This is a genomic window from Bacillus sp. PK5-006 (assembly GCF_054161415.1).
In genome coordinates, this window is the sequence record NZ_CP096414.1 from 403654 (window position 1) to 419794 (window position 16141).

At 40.2% G+C, this 16141-nt stretch carries 19 protein-coding genes; 8 read left to right on the plus strand and 11 right to left on the minus strand.

Features of this window, described 5'->3' with window-relative positions; genetic code table 11:
* Positions 1–10 precede the first annotated feature (10 nt).
* Both fdhD and moaA read left to right on the plus strand, forming a co-directional pair.
* Complete coding sequence (gene fdhD / locus M1D84_RS02025; protein WP_024423717.1) at positions 11–799, plus strand: formate dehydrogenase accessory sulfurtransferase FdhD; 789 nt, start codon at positions 11–13, stop codon at positions 797–799.
* Positions 800–809: 10 nt separating this feature from the next.
* Positions 810–1817: a GTP 3',8-cyclase MoaA gene (moaA, locus tag M1D84_RS02030; protein WP_029707486.1), complete on the plus strand. Its 1008-nt coding sequence runs from the start codon at positions 810–812 to the stop codon at positions 1815–1817.
* Positions 1818–2071: 254 nt separating this feature from the next.
* Here the strand turns inward: moaA and rpsN are convergent, their stop codons facing one another.
* The 4 genes from rpsN to M1D84_RS02050 all read right to left on the minus strand — a co-directional run bounded on the left by rpsN (position 2072) and on the right by M1D84_RS02050 (position 4354).
* Entirely contained in the window at positions 2072–2341 is a 270-nt protein-coding gene (gene rpsN, locus M1D84_RS02035) for a 30S ribosomal protein S14 (protein ID WP_024426333.1), read from the minus strand.
* 16 nt (positions 2342–2357) lie between these two features.
* Complete coding sequence (locus tag M1D84_RS02040; protein WP_056765572.1) at positions 2358–3554, minus strand: GTP-binding protein; 1197 nt, start codon at positions 3552–3554, stop codon at positions 2358–2360.
* 83 nt (positions 3555–3637) lie between these two features.
* Entirely contained in the window at positions 3638–3787 is a 150-nt protein-coding gene (gene rpmG / locus M1D84_RS02045; RefSeq protein WP_024423713.1) for a 50S ribosomal protein L33, read from the minus strand.
* A 144-nt stretch (positions 3788–3931) separates the two neighbouring features.
* Positions 3932–4354 (minus strand): hypothetical protein, encoded by a 423-nt coding sequence (locus tag M1D84_RS02050; RefSeq protein ID WP_185853903.1) that lies wholly within the window; start codon positions 4352–4354, stop codon positions 3932–3934.
* Between the two features lie 524 nt (positions 4355–4878).
* Here M1D84_RS02050 and M1D84_RS02055 point away from each other — a divergent pair.
* Positions 4879–5274, plus strand: coding sequence for a hypothetical protein (locus tag M1D84_RS02055; protein WP_024423711.1), 396 nt, complete (start codon positions 4879–4881; stop codon positions 5272–5274).
* 45 nt (positions 5275–5319) lie between these two features.
* Here M1D84_RS02055 and M1D84_RS02060 read toward each other — a convergent pair whose 3' ends face one another.
* Positions 5320–5826, minus strand: a complete 507-nt coding sequence (locus M1D84_RS02060) for a hypothetical protein (RefSeq protein ID WP_025093903.1) — start codon at positions 5824–5826, stop codon at positions 5320–5322.
* 98 nt (positions 5827–5924) lie between these two features.
* Between M1D84_RS02060 and M1D84_RS02065 the strand changes: the two genes are divergently transcribed.
* The 3 genes from M1D84_RS02065 to M1D84_RS02075 are packed head-to-tail and all read left to right on the plus strand — an operon-like array spanning position 5925 to position 8810.
* Positions 5925–7724 (plus strand): ABC transporter ATP-binding protein, encoded by a 1800-nt coding sequence (locus tag M1D84_RS02065; RefSeq protein ID WP_135031387.1) that lies wholly within the window; start codon positions 5925–5927, stop codon positions 7722–7724.
* Position 7725: 1 nt separating this feature from the next.
* A complete protein-coding gene (locus M1D84_RS02070) occupies positions 7726–8283 on the plus strand; it encodes a MauE/DoxX family redox-associated membrane protein (RefSeq protein ID WP_377939436.1) in 558 nt (185 codons plus the stop codon).
* Positions 8280–8810, plus strand: a complete 531-nt coding sequence (locus tag M1D84_RS02075) for a TlpA family protein disulfide reductase (protein WP_024426327.1) — start codon at positions 8280–8282, stop codon at positions 8808–8810. Before M1D84_RS02070 ends, M1D84_RS02075 begins: the two co-directional genes overlap by 4 nt.
* A 32-nt stretch (positions 8811–8842) precedes the next feature.
* Here the strand turns inward: M1D84_RS02075 and M1D84_RS02080 are convergent, their stop codons facing one another.
* Entirely contained in the window at positions 8843–9352 is a 510-nt protein-coding gene (locus M1D84_RS02080; RefSeq protein ID WP_029706351.1) for a GNAT family N-acetyltransferase, read from the minus strand.
* Between the two features lie 116 nt (positions 9353–9468).
* On the opposite strand from M1D84_RS02080, the gene M1D84_RS02085 reads away from it, so the two are divergent.
* Positions 9469–10365 carry a peptidoglycan DD-metalloendopeptidase family protein gene (locus M1D84_RS02085; protein WP_034281210.1) on the plus strand — a complete coding sequence of 299 codons (897 nt, stop codon included), beginning with the start codon at positions 9469–9471 and terminating at the stop codon, positions 10363–10365.
* An 84-nt stretch (positions 10366–10449) separates the two neighbouring features.
* On the opposite strand, the gene M1D84_RS02090 is transcribed toward M1D84_RS02085, so the two are convergent.
* From M1D84_RS02090 to M1D84_RS02110, 5 genes are all read right to left on the minus strand, one after another.
* Positions 10450–10797, minus strand: coding sequence for a P-II family nitrogen regulator (locus M1D84_RS02090; protein WP_024423704.1), 348 nt, complete (start codon positions 10795–10797; stop codon positions 10450–10452).
* A 17-nt stretch (positions 10798–10814) separates the two neighbouring features.
* Positions 10815–12023: an ammonium transporter gene (locus tag M1D84_RS02095; RefSeq protein WP_024426325.1), complete on the minus strand. Its 1209-nt coding sequence runs from the start codon at positions 12021–12023 to the stop codon at positions 10815–10817.
* Positions 12024–12215: 192 nt separating this feature from the next.
* Complete coding sequence (locus tag M1D84_RS02100) at positions 12216–12956, minus strand: amino acid ABC transporter ATP-binding protein (RefSeq protein ID WP_034622553.1); 741 nt, start codon at positions 12954–12956, stop codon at positions 12216–12218.
* 10 nt (positions 12957–12966) lie between these two features.
* Positions 12967–13644: an amino acid ABC transporter permease gene (locus tag M1D84_RS02105; protein WP_080652918.1), complete on the minus strand. Its 678-nt coding sequence runs from the start codon at positions 13642–13644 to the stop codon at positions 12967–12969.
* Between the two features lie 42 nt (positions 13645–13686).
* On the minus strand, positions 13687–14532 hold the full coding sequence (locus M1D84_RS02110) for a transporter substrate-binding domain-containing protein (protein ID WP_243837421.1): 846 nt from the start codon (positions 14530–14532) through the stop codon (positions 13687–13689).
* 199 nt (positions 14533–14731) lie between these two features.
* On the opposite strand from M1D84_RS02110, the gene M1D84_RS02115 reads away from it, so the two are divergent.
* On the plus strand, positions 14732–16120 hold the full coding sequence (locus M1D84_RS02115; protein WP_073207701.1) for an MFS transporter: 1389 nt from the start codon (positions 14732–14734) through the stop codon (positions 16118–16120).
* The last annotated feature ends 21 nt before the right edge of the window (positions 16121–16141 follow it).

A 16141-nucleotide genomic window follows, 5' to 3' on the forward strand; every position in this document is an offset into this window, starting at 1 on the left:
GGATCATACAATGAATTCATCTGTTAAAAAGAAACGGGTCATACACCAATACCGTGAAGGCCAGTTTACCTGCAAAACTGATGAAATTGTAGAAGAATATCCTTTAACTGTGATGGTGAATGGAGAAGAATTTGTGACACTTGTTTGTTCCCCAGAGCACCTGAAAGAATTGGTTATCGGCTTTTTGGCTTCAGAAGGGGTCATTCGATTTGAAAATGAGATTAAAAGGTTTACAATAGATGAAAGTATGGGTTTTGCCTATGTTGATTTAGTTCACTCAAGTGGATTTGATTCATCAGATTTTACAAAACGAGTGATTGGTTCATGCTGCGGGAAAGGAAGACACTTTTATTTCCTTCAAGATGTGAAGACGGCAAAAACGGCCATTGATCGAATCAGTATTTCTGCTGATACCTGTATGCATCTCATGAAGTGTTTGCAAGAAGAAAGCCAATTATTTCAACATACTGGTGGAGTGCATAATGCTGGTCTGTGTGACACAGAGAAGCTATTCATCACTAGAACTGATATAGGAAGACATAATGCTTTAGATAAAATTTATGGATATTGTTTACTTCAGCGAATTCCACTTAGAGATAAAATCCTTGTTTTCAGCGGCCGGATATCGTCAGAAGTTCTATTGAAGGCAGCAAAACTAGGAGTGTCTATCGTCATTTCAAAATCAGCACCTACTGAGCTGGCGCTTAAAATGGCAGAAGAATTAAATATTACGACAGTTGGATTCGTCAGAGGGAAATCCTTTAACATTTACACGCATCCTCAGCGTATTACAGAATAGGAGGCAAAGTATGGTCAGTATTTTAGATAAAAGACATCGACCATTGCGCGATTTAAGAATATCAGTAACTGATCGTTGTAACTTTAGATGTACGTACTGTATGCCTGCTGAAATTTTTGGACCGGATTATCCTTTCTTGAAAAAAGAAGAACTGCTTAGTTTCGAAGAAATAGAACGACTTGCTACCCTTTTTGTAAAGAACCTAGGTGTGGTAAAAATACGCATCACGGGCGGAGAACCTTTAATGCGGAAGGATCTGCCTGTCTTAATAGAAAAGCTCGCAAACATTCCAGGGATTGAAGACATTGCGATGACAACCAATGGAACGCTTTTACCTTTATATGCTGATCAGTTGAAGAGAGCTGGTCTTAATAGAGTCACCATTAGTTTAGATTCATTAAATCCCGACCGTTTTAAGCAAATGAACGGAAGGCATATTTCTATCCAAAAAGTGTTTGATGGTATTGAGGCTGCAAAAAAGGCTGGACTTGCTATCAAGATTAATATGGTTGTTCAAAAAGGTGTGAATGATCAGGATGTCTTACCAATGGCAGCTTACTTCAAAAAAGAAGGACACGTTCTCAGATTTATTGAATTTATGGATGTCGGTAATACGAATAAATGGAATCTAGAACATGTCATGACAAAGAAAGAAATAATTGAATTAATTGATTCAACATATCCTATCAAACCAGAACCTCCTCAATATACAGGTGAAGTAGCCAAACGATTTTTTTACAAAGATGGTTCAGGAGAGATAGGCATTATTTCTTCCGTTTCAGATGCTTTTTGTGGAACATGTAACAGAGCAAGGCTGTCTGCACGGGGGGAATTATTTACATGTCTGTTTGCATCATCGGGTTTTGATCTGAAACAGATGATTCGTACGACAAAAGATAATGAAGAATTAACGAACAGGTTAAAGGAATTATGGTCGAATAGACATGACCAATATTCAGCCGAGAGAGAGCAGAAAAAAGATCAGAAAAAGGTTGAGATGTCATACATCGGTGGGTAATGACAATAAAGTATCATGATCATGTATTTTTGAAAAGAAGAGAAAATGTCATAATCGTGGTTGAAAATCCTTTTTTGAAAACAGGTCTTTTTATCTTATGAACTCAGTCACTATAAAAAACCAGCAGAATTTCTGCTGGTTTTTAAATTGCTATTTTGCACCTCAAAAAGATTGAGATAAGATTGGAAAATAGATTTTCCCTCATTGTGTGCGGCTTTACTTTTACGAGTGCTGTGATAAGATCAAATCATTCTTTACCAGCTCGATTTTTTCACTCCAGGGATATGACCCTTATAGGCAAGCTCACGAAAAGCAATCCTAGACATTTTGAATTTTCGTAAATAACCTCTGGGACGGCCCGTTAATTCACAGCGGTTTTTTAAGCGGGTAGGGGAAGAGTCTCTAGGTAATTTTCGTAAAGCTTCATAGTCACCTTTTTCTTTTAACTCTTTCCTTAATTCTGCATATTTCAATACAAGGTGCTGTCGTTTTTTTTCTTTAGCAATCTTAGATTTCTTTGCCAATTAAAACCCTCCTGGCCTAATTTTGTATTTTCCATTGAAAGGGGTCCTCAAATGTAGTCCAATCTTGATCAAATTCCTCAGGTGTGAGCAAGCATTGATCAAGAGTACGAATGATTTCTGCTTTAGGCAAATCTACACCGATAAACACAAGTTTTGTATGGCGATCACCAAACTCTGCGTCCCACTCATCTAGAAGCTCTGGTTCCTGATTTAATAACCGTGCTTTTTCTTGTTCAGGCAAAGCAGCAATCCAGTATGCAATTGGTTCAATCGCAACAGATTTCCCAGCTTGTGAAATTAAAATGGTTAAATCATGATGTGTGGCAAGCCAAGTAAAACCTTTCGCACGAACGATCTGCTCAGGCATTTGATCTAACCAAGCATTCAGTCTGCCGGTATGAAAAGGGAGTCTTCTTTCGTAAACAAAAGATGAAATTTGGTATTCCTCTGTTTCCGGTGTATGCTGACCATGTCCTGCGTTGATTTCTTTGATCCACCCAGCAGAGGCACTTGATTTTTCAAAGTCGAATAAACCAGTATTCAAAATGTCATCTGGCTGTACTATACCTTTTGAGGTTTTGATGATGGATGCTTCTGGTTGTAGTTTGTTCAGCACATGCTCAAGTCGATCTAATTCAGAGGGAGATACTAGATCACATTTATTGATAATAAGCACGTCACAAAATTCAATTTGATCAATGAGTAAATCGGAAATTTCTCGCTCGTCGTCATCGGAAACCGCTTCTTTACGATCTAATAAACTCTCTCCTGACTGGAAATCAGTCCAGAAACGATTTGCATCTACTACTGTGACCATCGTATCTAGACGGCAAAAGCGGGTCAAATCTATACCCATTTCTTCATCAATATAAGAAAACGTTTGAGCGACGGGAATTGGTTCACTAATTCCGGTTGATTCAATGACAATATAATCAATATTACCCGCTTTACAAAGGCGTTCTACTTCGATTAACAAGTCTTCTCTCAAAGTGCAGCAAATACAGCCGTTAGATAATTCAACGAGTTTCTCATCTGAACGAGAAAGCTCGCCGCCTTGTTTGACTAGTTCTGCATCAATATTAATTTCGCTCATGTCATTGACGATCACAGCCACTTTTAATCCTTTGCGATTTTGAAGAACATGATTTAATATCGTTGTTTTTCCTGCTCCTAAAAAGCCGCTTAATACTGTAACAGGTATACGCTTATTCATTTGTTTTTGTCCTTTTTGAAAACGATCATTTTGTTTTCCGCCTCACTTAAAAAGTAATCATTACGATTTGTAATCTAAAAAATTTATTTTGTTTCTCTATGAAGGGTATATTTCTTTAATCGAGGAGAATATTTTTTTAACTCCAATCGGTCAGGATTCGTTCTTTTATTTTTTGTTGTGATGTAGTTTCTGTCACCTGTTTCAGTACAGGCCAACGTAATATTCACGCGCATAAGTAATAGGATCCTCCTTTAATTCGTAATAGTTACGATTTGTATTTTAAAATGATCAAGACTGAATGTCAAGCATAGGAGAATGATCCAAGTCAAATGATAAAAACAAAAGGGGTATCGAATGACTATTGATACCCCTCTCCATTAATAAAAGTCACCGAGTTCTTGTTCGTAATCACCTTCATACTGCTGGACATCATAAGGAATTTCTTGGAGGAAGGCTAACCCGCCTAGTATAAGTATCAAAACGATAGCAATGAATGAAAGAATAACTGCGGCAATACTTGAAATGGCAAACAGTGTTTGCATTTTCATCATCTTAGCGTACTGTTCTAATAATTCTTCGTAAGAAGTAACTGGAGCCTGAATCAAGTGTTCAGCTGCTTTTACAGATTTTTGTACATGAATTCCCATCATAATGAGGAAGACGCCAAGGGCTGCAGGAAGAACAAGCCAAAAACCAATAAGAATAGCCAGACCGCCTGAAATATAGAGAAAGATGCTACCAACCTTTCCCCACTTTACGATTGAATGAAGAGATTGAATGATTTTCTCAGTTTGTTGCAATGGTGTTCACTCCTTTATGTATTCACTCTTTATCATACTTGAGTAAGTAGTGCTTTAGGAAGAGTGAATGTTGTTTAATTAAAATGTTTCTATCTTCACTTCATCATTTACAGATAAATAAATTATTTTCAAATAAGAAAAAAGTAACATTTACTATAAAAATTATCAACAAATTATGTCATAAATAAGATTGGTAGTAAAAAATAATTAGTAAATTTATCAAAATATGTTGTTAGTTTTCTAGTAATTGGTTATTATTGTGTTGTGTTACCATAAAAATTGGAAGGTGGAATTCATATGTTAGATCGTTTCTTAAACAAGATGACCAATGTTCAACCGGCAGCTGCAAGATGTATTTTGCAAAAATTAGTCACTTCATGTAAATCAGCACCGACTTGTTTCCTTCAAGGTGTTGGAACTTTCCGTTACTACGTGGATCGTGACACAGGTGAGATTTGTACTAGTCAAGAACGCGTTAGATGTGGCTGCTAATCTAAGGATCATATTTAATAGGATGTGAACGCATGAGCATATCTTCAATTTCATTCTTAACAAATGCTATGCAGACGTCAAATAGACGTCAAGCGGGTCAAACATCAAATTCTTTTTTAACCCAAGCGGCTCAAATTGTTCAAGGTGACCATTCTCCAGAAGAGAGAAAGGCATTATTTCAACAACTTACTCTAGTTCAGCAAGGAAAAGATTTAGAACTTCATGTTTCTAAATTAAAGGAACTAGAGAAAGAGGCTCAAAAAGAGACGTCTTCTTCGTCTGTTACTGTGAATGAGCATGGTGACCAAGTAGACATTTCAAATGAGGCTCGGAGTGAGTTTGAACAAGCTGAGGAACAGGCTTCAGGTGAAGCGAGTGAAGCTGCTGCAGGAGAAAAAGATCAAGATGTTCAGTCAGATCCACAATAAAAAATGAGGCATGTGTTTGATAGTCTTCACATGCCTCATTTATCTTTATTTTGCAGATATCCTTGAATAAAGACCATCCGGAAAAGGTGCTGCGTATGAGATGATTTCATCTTCTACCATAATGTAATAAGGAAATTCTTCAATTTGGAATGCGTCTATCATTTGCTCGTCCACAGGGATAATTCGCATGTTGGTTTTATTATCACGATATAATTCTTGATCCTCTTTTTGCCCATTCTTTAGCAAAATACTAAATGAAACGTCCAATTTACGCTGCTTTTTCGTTTCTAGGAATTGTTCAAGTGATGGGATGCAATGCGGACATGATGTATCAGTGAAAATAAGTAGCTGCTGCTTGTTGTTGGTTTGCAGTAAATCATTCACTGGAATAGGTGATGGTTTTTCAAGCAGCGGATGCACAAGTTTTTGTCCAACATGCTGTATCGGTAAGATGATCAGTTCCATTTGTTGTTTTAAATAGATGATGACTCCGATCGTTAATAATAGGCTGCAAAGAATAAGAGTGAGCTGTAAAAGTAGGATTGAATTCATCGTATATCGTCCTCTCAGAGTAAAGTTACGCAAAGCTATCATAATATAAATATCAAAAATATGTCAATTATACTAAATGGTGTAAGGTGGAGCGTTTGATGAGTACAGTGAACCATTGTTTATATGCAATTTCCTATACTTGGAAAAGAAGCCGATCTTATCTTCTTTTAACCTTGTTGATCCAAGTGATCGTTGGTTTTATGCCTTTGGCTAGTGTCTGGATTATTCAAACTTTGATTAATGAAATTATTTTATTCATGACGTCTTCAGGAGACATTCAAAAGGTTTTGTGGTTATTTGGGCTGCAAATGGTCATTGTGGTTTTAGGATATGGGCTTCAATTCATTCTTCAGCTTAGCCAGCAGAAAGCGACAAATTTGATTGGTCTGCATTTGAAGGGTGAATTGCTTCAAAAGGCGATCAGGCTGCCGTTTATTACATTTGAACACCCGTCTTTTTACAATGAAAGTCAACGTGTGATGAACAGTCATCAGCATGTTCTGAGCATGGTTAGAAGTATCTTTACCATCATGAGCGCATTGATTACTGTTGTATCACTTCTTATCTATATGATCGGTATCCATTGGGGCTTGGCGGTCATTCTGATCGTGTTTACCCTGCCTGTCTTGTGGATTGAGCTTTTCTTTGGAGGAGCGCGTTATCAATTAAACCGTATGTTAACAGCCAATGACAGAAGAGAAATGTATGTGTCCGATCTTGTCGCACAACGGGATTCATTGAAGGAAATCCGTTTATATGGAATCGGGAATTATCTTCTTCAGAAATGGAAAGATCATTATGTAAAAAGTGCAGATGAAAAATATAAACTGCTTAAGCGGCAAGTCCGCTGGGAGATGGCGGGCGGATTGCTTATGACATTTGCCTATGTATGCTGCGGCCTTTTTATTGTTTTTCTTATTTTTCAAAAAAAATTAGCTGCCGGGACATTTGTCGCTGTGCTGCAAGCGGTGCAAAACATCCAAAGTGGTTTTCAAGACTTAACAAGAGAATGTTCTAGTTTATATGAAACAAGTCTTTATGTTGATGAAATGAGAGCTTTTCAAAAGAGAGAAGAAGAAATTCATGAGCAGACAGAAGAAGGAGCATCGCTTCGAAAAATCGAGTGTATTCAGTCCATTACACTTGAAAATCTCTCTTTTACTTATCCGAATATGAAAACACCTGCCATTGAGCATATACATTTTCATATCAATAAAGGTGAACGTATTGCATTGGTGGGGGATAACGGATCAGGTAAAACCACCTTGATCAAATGTTTGACCGGTTTATATGATCCAGATCAGTCGAACATGCAAAAAGTCAACGGTGAGTCCATTTCTACTATTCATAAAAAGTCATATCATGCGAGAATGGCTGTTCTTTTTCAAGATTTTATGAAGTACGAGTTCACTGTGAAAGAAAACATCGGGTTTGGCCGTATTGATCATATGGACGAGGGAGAGCGGATGATCTCAGCTGCCCGGCAAGCAGGCATAGAGAAAAGAATTCATCAAATGGAAGAAATGTATGATGCGCAGCTTGGCCGATTTTTTGAAGAAGGCCATGAACTGTCTGGCGGGCAATGGCAAAAGCTCGCGATGGCTAGAACCTTCTTTAGAGAGAGTGATTTTATCATTTTAGATGAACCAACTTCTGCTCTTGATCCACTATCGGAAATTTCACTTATTCGAAAGCTATTCGATCACACGCAGGATCAGGGTGTCTTGTTTATCACACATCGAATGGGAGCAGCCCGTTTAGCAGACCGTATAATCGTAATGAAAGATGGTGCTTTCGTTGAAGAGGGGAACCATGATGAACTGATGGTGTTAAACGGAGAGTACAAAAGGCTTTACGAGGCACAATCTCAATTATTTCAACAAAAGGAGATGGCGTAAGGTGAGTGTCTTTTATTACATAGGTGTCTATTTATTAGGTATCATTTTTGCTGGTGCTTGGCTTGATAAAGTAAAAAAACAGACGGCACATATGCAGCAGATGAATGCTTATCGGCTGCTGCCTTCTTCTTTCACGGGACCCATGTTTTATTTGTTTTTAACTGCAGAATTGGTTTGTACTGTTTTTTTATTCGTATGGCATATGACTCTTGTACCTGCGATTGGTCTTACAGCACTTTTAAGTATTTATACTGGAGCGGTGACCTTCAATTTATTGAGAGGACATCGTGATATTTCTTGCGGCTGTGGTGGACTGCTTGATAATGAACGCCTTCACTGGGGAATTGTGATTCGCAATGTGTCGATGCTGGCTCTTGTGATCGGATTGTTTTATGTGCATTCCTATGCAGAAACCATTCCATGGCAATATAACATCATTTGTTTTCTCATTGCCGTGGCTGTCTCTTTCATAATAGCGGTGGGTCAAGAAGTCTTAATGTTTAAAAGAAAATGGATCAATCAATTTGAATTATTTATAGAAGGAGACGATGTGAAATGACAGATATTCTATTGATTATTGTGTTATTCATTGTCATTGCTCAGCTGGCTGTGATATTTTTGCTCGCCCGTTTTATCGGAAAATTTATGAATAAAATCAAAACCCTTGATGGAATTGAATTAAAGGAAGCGGATGTGGGGGAGCCTGCACCGTTATTTCGAAGCTATTCCCATTTAGGGGAGAAGGTCATTTTGAAGGAATATTTTCAAAGCGGGAGTGCTGTGATGCTGTTATTTGTGAACTCTACTTGTATGACGTGCAAAAGCATTTTAGCAGACTTGCAGCAGCAAATCGCTGTTGATGATACTCAATTCATTTTTATTAATGGGGATGAACAGGCGGATGATACGCAGATCCTTGAATTGCTGCCGTCCCAGGCTGTGTATACTCGTTCTTCACAAATCATGGAGCTATACGGGGTAACGGTTGTTCCACAAGCGATTCTCATTGATGAACATGGTATCATTCTGCAAAGAAAATCTCTTCAAAATGCGAAACAGTTTGAACAGCTGTTACATGCGTCATAAAAAAGCGTCTCTTTTTCAGGGAGACGCTCGTTTTATAATTCTTTTCCTAGGATATCTAAATCGTATCTGCTGCCGTCCATTTCTGCGATGCGTGGCAGGTGGCCCCATGTCTCAAAGCCGTGCTTTTTAAATAGTCGAATGCTAGCTTCGTTGTGCCCGAAAATAAAGGCAAGTAACGTTCGAATGCCTAATGATGGTGCTAAATCAATGGCTTCTTGCAAGAAAAGTGATCCTAAGCCTTTTCCTCGATAGTCTTGGTTTAAATAGATACTCATTTCAACGGTCCCGTTGTATGCAGGTCTTCCGTAAAAGGTTTCAAAGCTGAGCCAGCCGTATATATTTCCATCCTCATCTGTTTTCACATAGAGAGGTCTTTTCTCGGAATGATTCAAAAACCATTGCCGGCGGTCCTCGACAGAAACTGGTTCTGTATCTGCGGTCACTTCTCTTGAAGCAATGGTTGAATTGTAGATATCAACGATCGCTTTGAGGTCATCTTCTGTTGCTATACGGTTGAAAGTTTTCACAATTAAGTCTCCCATCTTTTTTTCATTTATCATACATATTATTGATGCGATTGCGCAAAATAAAAAGAAAAATGATTTCGTGTGTATATATTTTTTGAAAAGTGTTCAGAATGTTGCTGAGGTGATGAAAAATGAGAGAGGAAGAAAAGAAACGTACTTCCAAAATCACAAAAGTTCAGCAATTTTTCCGTAAGCGCTGGGTATTCCCTGCTATTTACTTGGTCAGCGCAGCGGTCGTGTTAACAGCCGTTCTTTGGTATCAAGCTGTATCAAAAGATGTGAAAGACCAACTATCTGATGGAAATCAAACAGGGCAAGAACAGCGCGATGATGCCGTTGAAGTTGGAAAGCCAATTGAAAATGTCGCAATGCCGGTCCAGAATTCTGATAATGTTTCTGTCGTGAAAAAGTTCTATGAAGCAGATGCTGACCAAAAAGAAAAAGAAGCAGCACTTGTAAACTATAATAACACCTATACCTTGAGCAAAGGTATTGATCTTGCAGATAAAGATGGCAAAGTGTTTGATGTCACAGCTGCTCTTAGTGGAACAGTGGTTCAAGCGAAAAAAGATCCAGTTCTTGGTCACGTTGTTGAAATTGAACATGAAGATGGATTATCGACTGTTTATCAATCGTTGTCACAAGTGAGTGTCAAAGAAGGCGATGAAGTCAAGCAGAATGATGTCATTGGTGCTTCTGGTAAAAATCTATATGGTGCTGAAAGCGGCAACCATGTGCATTTTGAAATTCGTATGGAAGGTTTAGCGCTTAATCCGCTTAGCTTCATTGACAAGCCTGTTTCTACAATTGAAAAAGCAGCGCAAGAAGTGACGGAACAAGCAAAAGAACCTGCTCAGCCAAAGACTGAGGAAAAAACGAAAGAACCTGCTGCTGAAGATAAAGCCAAAGAGCCAGCTGGAGAAAAATCTGAAGAAAAGTCTGATGAGAAGGGTAAATCCTCTGATCAAGAAAAGTCTTCTGATTCCTCTAAAGACAGCAGTCAGTCAGAAGAAACAAAACAATCTTAATGTCTTACAAGGTCCTCTGTGTATATGAATATGCAGAGGTTTTTTCTGCTTAAAAAGATCCCCCGCCACTCGGCGGAGGATACACTATAGGGCGGCAGGTCCTTCTTCACCTGTCCGGATGTTGATTGTATTCGCTACCTCATATATAAAAATTTTCCCATCCCCTGGTTCGCCTGTACGAAGTACCTTTTGAGCTGTTTCTACGACCTGTTCGACAGGTACTTTGCTTAGGACGATTTCGATCTTTAATCGTTCGTACACGTTGCTTTCCTTTTTGACGCCGCGGTATAGCTCTGTATGTCCCTTTTGTAAGCCGCAGCCGTGTACATTTGAAAAGGTAATCGAGGTGACACCAATCTTTCCAAGCTCCACCTTTAATGTTTCAAAATTAGCTGGACGTGTGACAATCTCCACTTTATACATTTTGCTCATAGAGACACCCCTTTTCTTTAATCTTGATAAGCTTTTTCACCGTGCATGGTTAAATCAAGACCCACTGATTCTTCTTCTTCGGTTGCACGAATTTTGAAGAAGACATTGACCACTTTGATGATCACGTATGTCACAACGGCAACAAAAGCGTACGTAGCGACAATCGCGACCACTTGCTTCCAAAGTAAGCTGGGATCTCCGTAAAATAAGCCATTGGCTCCGCCGTCATTGACAGAAGTTGTGGCGAATAGTCCTGTTGCAATTCCTCCCCAAGTACCGCCAATTCCGTGAAGGCCAAATGCATCTAGTGCGTCATCATAGCCAAATTTGGCTTTGAGTGAAAAGACTCCCCAGAAACAGACGATCCCGCCAATGATTCCTATTATAATAGAAGCAAACGGTGTAACAAAGCCTGCGGCAGGTGTAATGGCGACAAGACCTGCGATGGCTCCAGAGATCGCGCCGAGCATGGTTGGTTTTTTGTTGATCATCCACTCTACTAACAGCCAGCCGATGATTCCTGCAGCAGCAGCTGTATTGGTGTTAATAAAGGCAAACATGGCCACGCTGTCTAATGTAAGAGCACTACCAACGTTAAAACCAAACCAGCCAAACCAGATGACAGCTCCGCCAAGAAGGGTGTAGATCAAGTTATGCGGAGAAGAGCTTGCTGCTTCTTTACGCTTCCCGAGCACAATCGCCACGACAAGACCCGCAACACCGGATGAGATGTGAACCACGTTTCCGCCTGCGAAGTCAAGAGCACCCATCTCGCCAATCCAACCGCCGCCCCATACCCAGTGTGCGACTGGAGCATATACAAATGTGACCCAAAGGAGTGTAAATACAACGACTGCTGAGTAGCGGATCCGTTCAGCAAAGGCTCCTGAGATGATGGCTGTTGTTAAGACGGCAAAAGTCATTTGAAACATCATGAACAATGAATGTGGAATGGTCTCACTATAGGAACCAGGCTCAAAACCTACGCCTTTCAGGCCCACCCAGTCTAATCCTCCGATCCATGCATTGCCTGGTGCAAAAGCTAAGGAATAACCGAATACGATCCATACGATTGAAACGATCGCTAGTGACGTTAAGCTGTGCATGGTTGTGCTTAACACGTTTTTGCTCCTCACGAGTCCTCCGTAGAATAAAGCTAAACCCGGTGTCATTAACCACACGAGTAGTGCGCAGAAGAACATAAATACTGTATCACCCATTTGCATGCTGCATTCCCCCGAATCATTCAGAATTATTGTTTTCTTAATTCTTCATTATAGAGAGAAAAGTCATATATAACATATACATGTAAGTTTATCTGACATGGTTTTTTGGTTAAGTTCAATATAAATGGATGAAAAGTTCGTAAAAAATGAGCAAAAACGTAAGTTAAGCACTAAAAATGAAGGGCGTTTGACCTATAAAATGGAGCTGAGAAACAGTTTTGTACGTTCCTCCCTAGGAGAATCAAACAATTCCGAAGGGACGCCTTCTTCGACGATGCGGCCTTCGTGCATGTAGACGACACGATCGGCAACTTCTTTCGCAAAGCCCATTTCATGTGTGACAATGACCATGGTCATGCCTTCTTTTGCGAGGCTTTTCATCGTTTGCAGCACTTCGCCTACAAGCTCTGGATCAAGGGCAGACGTAGGTTCGTCAAATAACATGACATCAGGCTTCATGGCGAGAGATCTGGCTATGGCTACACGCTGTTTTTGGCCGCCTGATAGTTTAGAAGGATATACGTTGGCTTTATCCGCAAGTCCGACTTTTTCTAGCAAGGCGCTGGCTTCAGCGATGGCTTGCGCTTTCTTTGTTTTTTTCACCATAACAGGCGCTTCGATGATATTTTCAAGCACAGTTTTGTGCGGGAAAAGATTAAAATGCTGAAACACCATCCCTATTTTTTGTCTCATTTCGTTTAATTGATCGCGCTTTGGATGAACAGGGCTGCCATCAATGATAATATCTCCATCATTTTTTATTTCTAAAAAGTTCATACAGCGGAGCAGGGTGCTTTTTCCAGAACCGCTTGCGCCAATTAAGACGACCACATCATTTTCATAAACAGTGAGATCGATATCTTTTAAAACATGAAGCTCTCCAAAATATTTATTGAGTTTTTCAACACGAATGATTTCCTTTGATTCTGTCATGCTTCTCCTCCTATTGGTCACTGGCTGATAGTTTCTTCTCAAAGGTTTGGACAGCGAATGTTAACAGCAGGACAAGAACTAAGTAATAGACGGCGACAACAAGTAAATACGTCATATTATCAAAACTGTTGGAGCCTTGCGTGGTGGCGACGTTAAATAGTTCATTGACACTGATAAAGGCGGCGAGTGATGAATCTTTTAAGCCGATAATGAACTGGTTGCCAAGAGGGGGGAGGGCGCGCCGCATCGCTTGAGGGAGAATGATGCGTCTCATTGTTAAAAAACGACCCATCCCAAGAGATCGTCCTGCTTCTTTTTGCCCCTGATCGATGGATTGGATGGCACCTCTAAATATTTCCGCTATATAGGCCCCATTATGAAAGGCGAGCGCAATGGAAGCAGCCCAGAAGTCGGGTATATTCAATTCTGTGAGGCCGAAGTATAGGATGAAAATTTGAACAATCAGTGGTGTTCCGCGTACAAGAAAGATATACGCATTGGCGATATAACCGAAAACGGCTATGCGGGATATTTTCAATAAAGCAAAGAAAAGCCCGATGAACATACCGATGAAGATGCTGATCACCGTCAGCTGTAAGGTGATCAGCATTCCTTCTAAGAAAATACCTCTAGAATCAATCAGTGTCTGAAAAAAGTGTGATAGGGTAGGCAAAACAATCATCTCCATTTGAAGAAAGTGCGCCTATAAAAAAGGCGCACAATCGTGGTTTTAATCTTGTTTGACCGTGATGTCTTCATCAAAGTACTTTTCGCTAATTTGTTTTAATGTTCCGTCTTTTTTTAGTGCGTCAATCGCATCGTTGATCTCTTTTATGAGCTGTTCATTTTCTTTTGATACAGCAATTGCCTGCTCACTTTGTCCGAGTCTTTCCTGCGCTGTGATGTTCAATTTTTTCTTCATCGCTTCTGCACCTGTGGCGAAATCTGTTACGACTGCATCGTGTTTTCCTTTGGCCAGTGCTTCTAAGGCGACGACATCACTATCATAATATTTTGGTTCTTGCCCGCTATGTTCCTTAGCAATATCAGCGTAGGACGATCCTTTGGATACAGCAATTTCTTTGTCTTTTAAGTCATCAGCATGCTGAATGTCTGATCCGGGTCTTGTGAAAATTTGCGGACCAGAGTAGTAATAGGGCTTAGAAAAAAGGACGTGTTTTTTTCGTTCCTCATTGATGGTATGACTTGCAACCGCCGCATCAAATTTACCTGCTTTCACGCCTTCGACGATGCCTGCGAATTTATATTTTTTCTGTATAGGTTCGAGACCTAGTTTGTCACTAATCGCATTGCCTACGTCGATATCAAAGCCGGACATCTGATTTCCATCCATGTAACTAAACGGATGAAATTCACCTGATGCTGCAAAAATAAATTTTCCATCCTCCAAAATTGGCGACCCTTTCGCTGTAGAATTACGTTTATCTCCGTTCCCATTTGTTTCATTTGAACCACACGAAGACAGAAGTAATACTGCAACCGAGAAAAGGGCTGGGACCCAAAACCGTCTTTTTTTAATAATAAGCTTCTCCTCCTTTTCAGCCGTTCTCCATATAAGGAGAAAGTAGGCTTTTCAATATGTGTAGCATCTTACCATTTGTTCCTCATATTCTCAATTTTATATGTGTTATTCCAACAACCGTCCTTTTTAGAATGTATGTCTTGCTTTTCTAAGAGAGAACTTGAATTGATTAGGGTAAAAAAGGGAAATGAATCTCATAATAACGAAAGGGTTGCAAAAAGGAGGTCAGTGTATGAACAAGTGGAGAGACAATCGAAAAGTTTTTTTAACCGCTATTGCCTTTGGAACGATGTTGAATCCGCTGAATTCATCAATGATTTCTTTGGCCTTGCATCAAATTCAGCATGAATTCGGTTTGTCGTTTACGACCGTATCTTGGCTTATTTCTTCTTTTTATTTAGCCAGTGCAGTAACACAGCCAGTGAGCGGCCGGATTGGGGATCATGTGATGAGCCGGAGAACCTTATTTTTATTCGGTCTCGTTCTTGTCGCAGTCTCAGCCATTTGCGCGCCGTTTGCCCCAACGTTTGCGGTGCTGATTGTGATCCGTTTGTTACAGGCGATTGGAAGCAGTGCCATTTATCCTTCTGGGGTCGGACTCATTCGGGATCATATTCAAGAAAGACAGGCTTCGGCGTTAGCGGTATTATCCATTTTTGCTTCAGCGATGACGGCGCTTGGACCGACGCTTGGCGGATTTCTGATGACCATTGGCGGCTGGCCGGCTATCTTTTTAGTGAATCTGCCGTTTATTTTGATCAGTTTCTTTCTCGGTTTATTGTTGTTTCCGAAGGAGCAGAAAAAGAGAAAGCTGCGCATAGGCGAAACTGTGCGAACACTCGATTTGCCAGGGATGCTTCTTTTTACCGTCTGCATTGTTCTCCTCCTTTCATTTTTATTATCACTGGGTGATGGCATTCAATATGTTCAAGGCATTCTTTGTCTCCTGAGTGCAGGCGCTTTTATCTGGTGGGAGTATCAGGTGGATGAACCGTTTATTCAAATACGGATGTTCAGAGAAGAGCAGCGGCTGTCACTTGTGTATGTGCAATTTATCATTTTAAATATCTTTTTCTATTGTCTCTTTTTTGGTTTGCCGAGTTATTTTCAGGATGAGTTAGGCTGGCGTGTGGAGATGACGGGTCTTTTTATGCTGTGTATGTCAGGGGTGAGCATTATTGTGTCGCCGCTGACAGGAAAGTGGGTGGATCGCGGGGATGAACGCCATCCAGTTTTAGCGAGTGCTGTATTGATGCTGGCTGGAGCGTCTGCCATGACTTTCTTTTTTATTCCTGCGCCATTATGGGGAAAAGGATTGGTTCTGGCGCTGCTTGGGCTCAGTTATGGGATTGGGAATGTCGCGCTTCAAGCTGCGATGCTCAAGGCAAGCCCTCAGCAAATGATTGGCACGTCCTCTGGACTTTTTCAAACATGCCGCTACCTTGGTTCTATTCTGTCGTCTGCTGTGCTTGGTATGCTGTTTGGGGATGAAATTGCTGGTGCTCATTTTGCGCAATTAGGCTGGACGTTGATCATCATTTCTCTTATTGGCATTGGCGTCAGTCTTTATTTTTCAAATATGGTTAGAGGGAGACAGCCAATAAAAAAAGCGGCGCGATAAGTGAGAGAAGAATCTTCATCA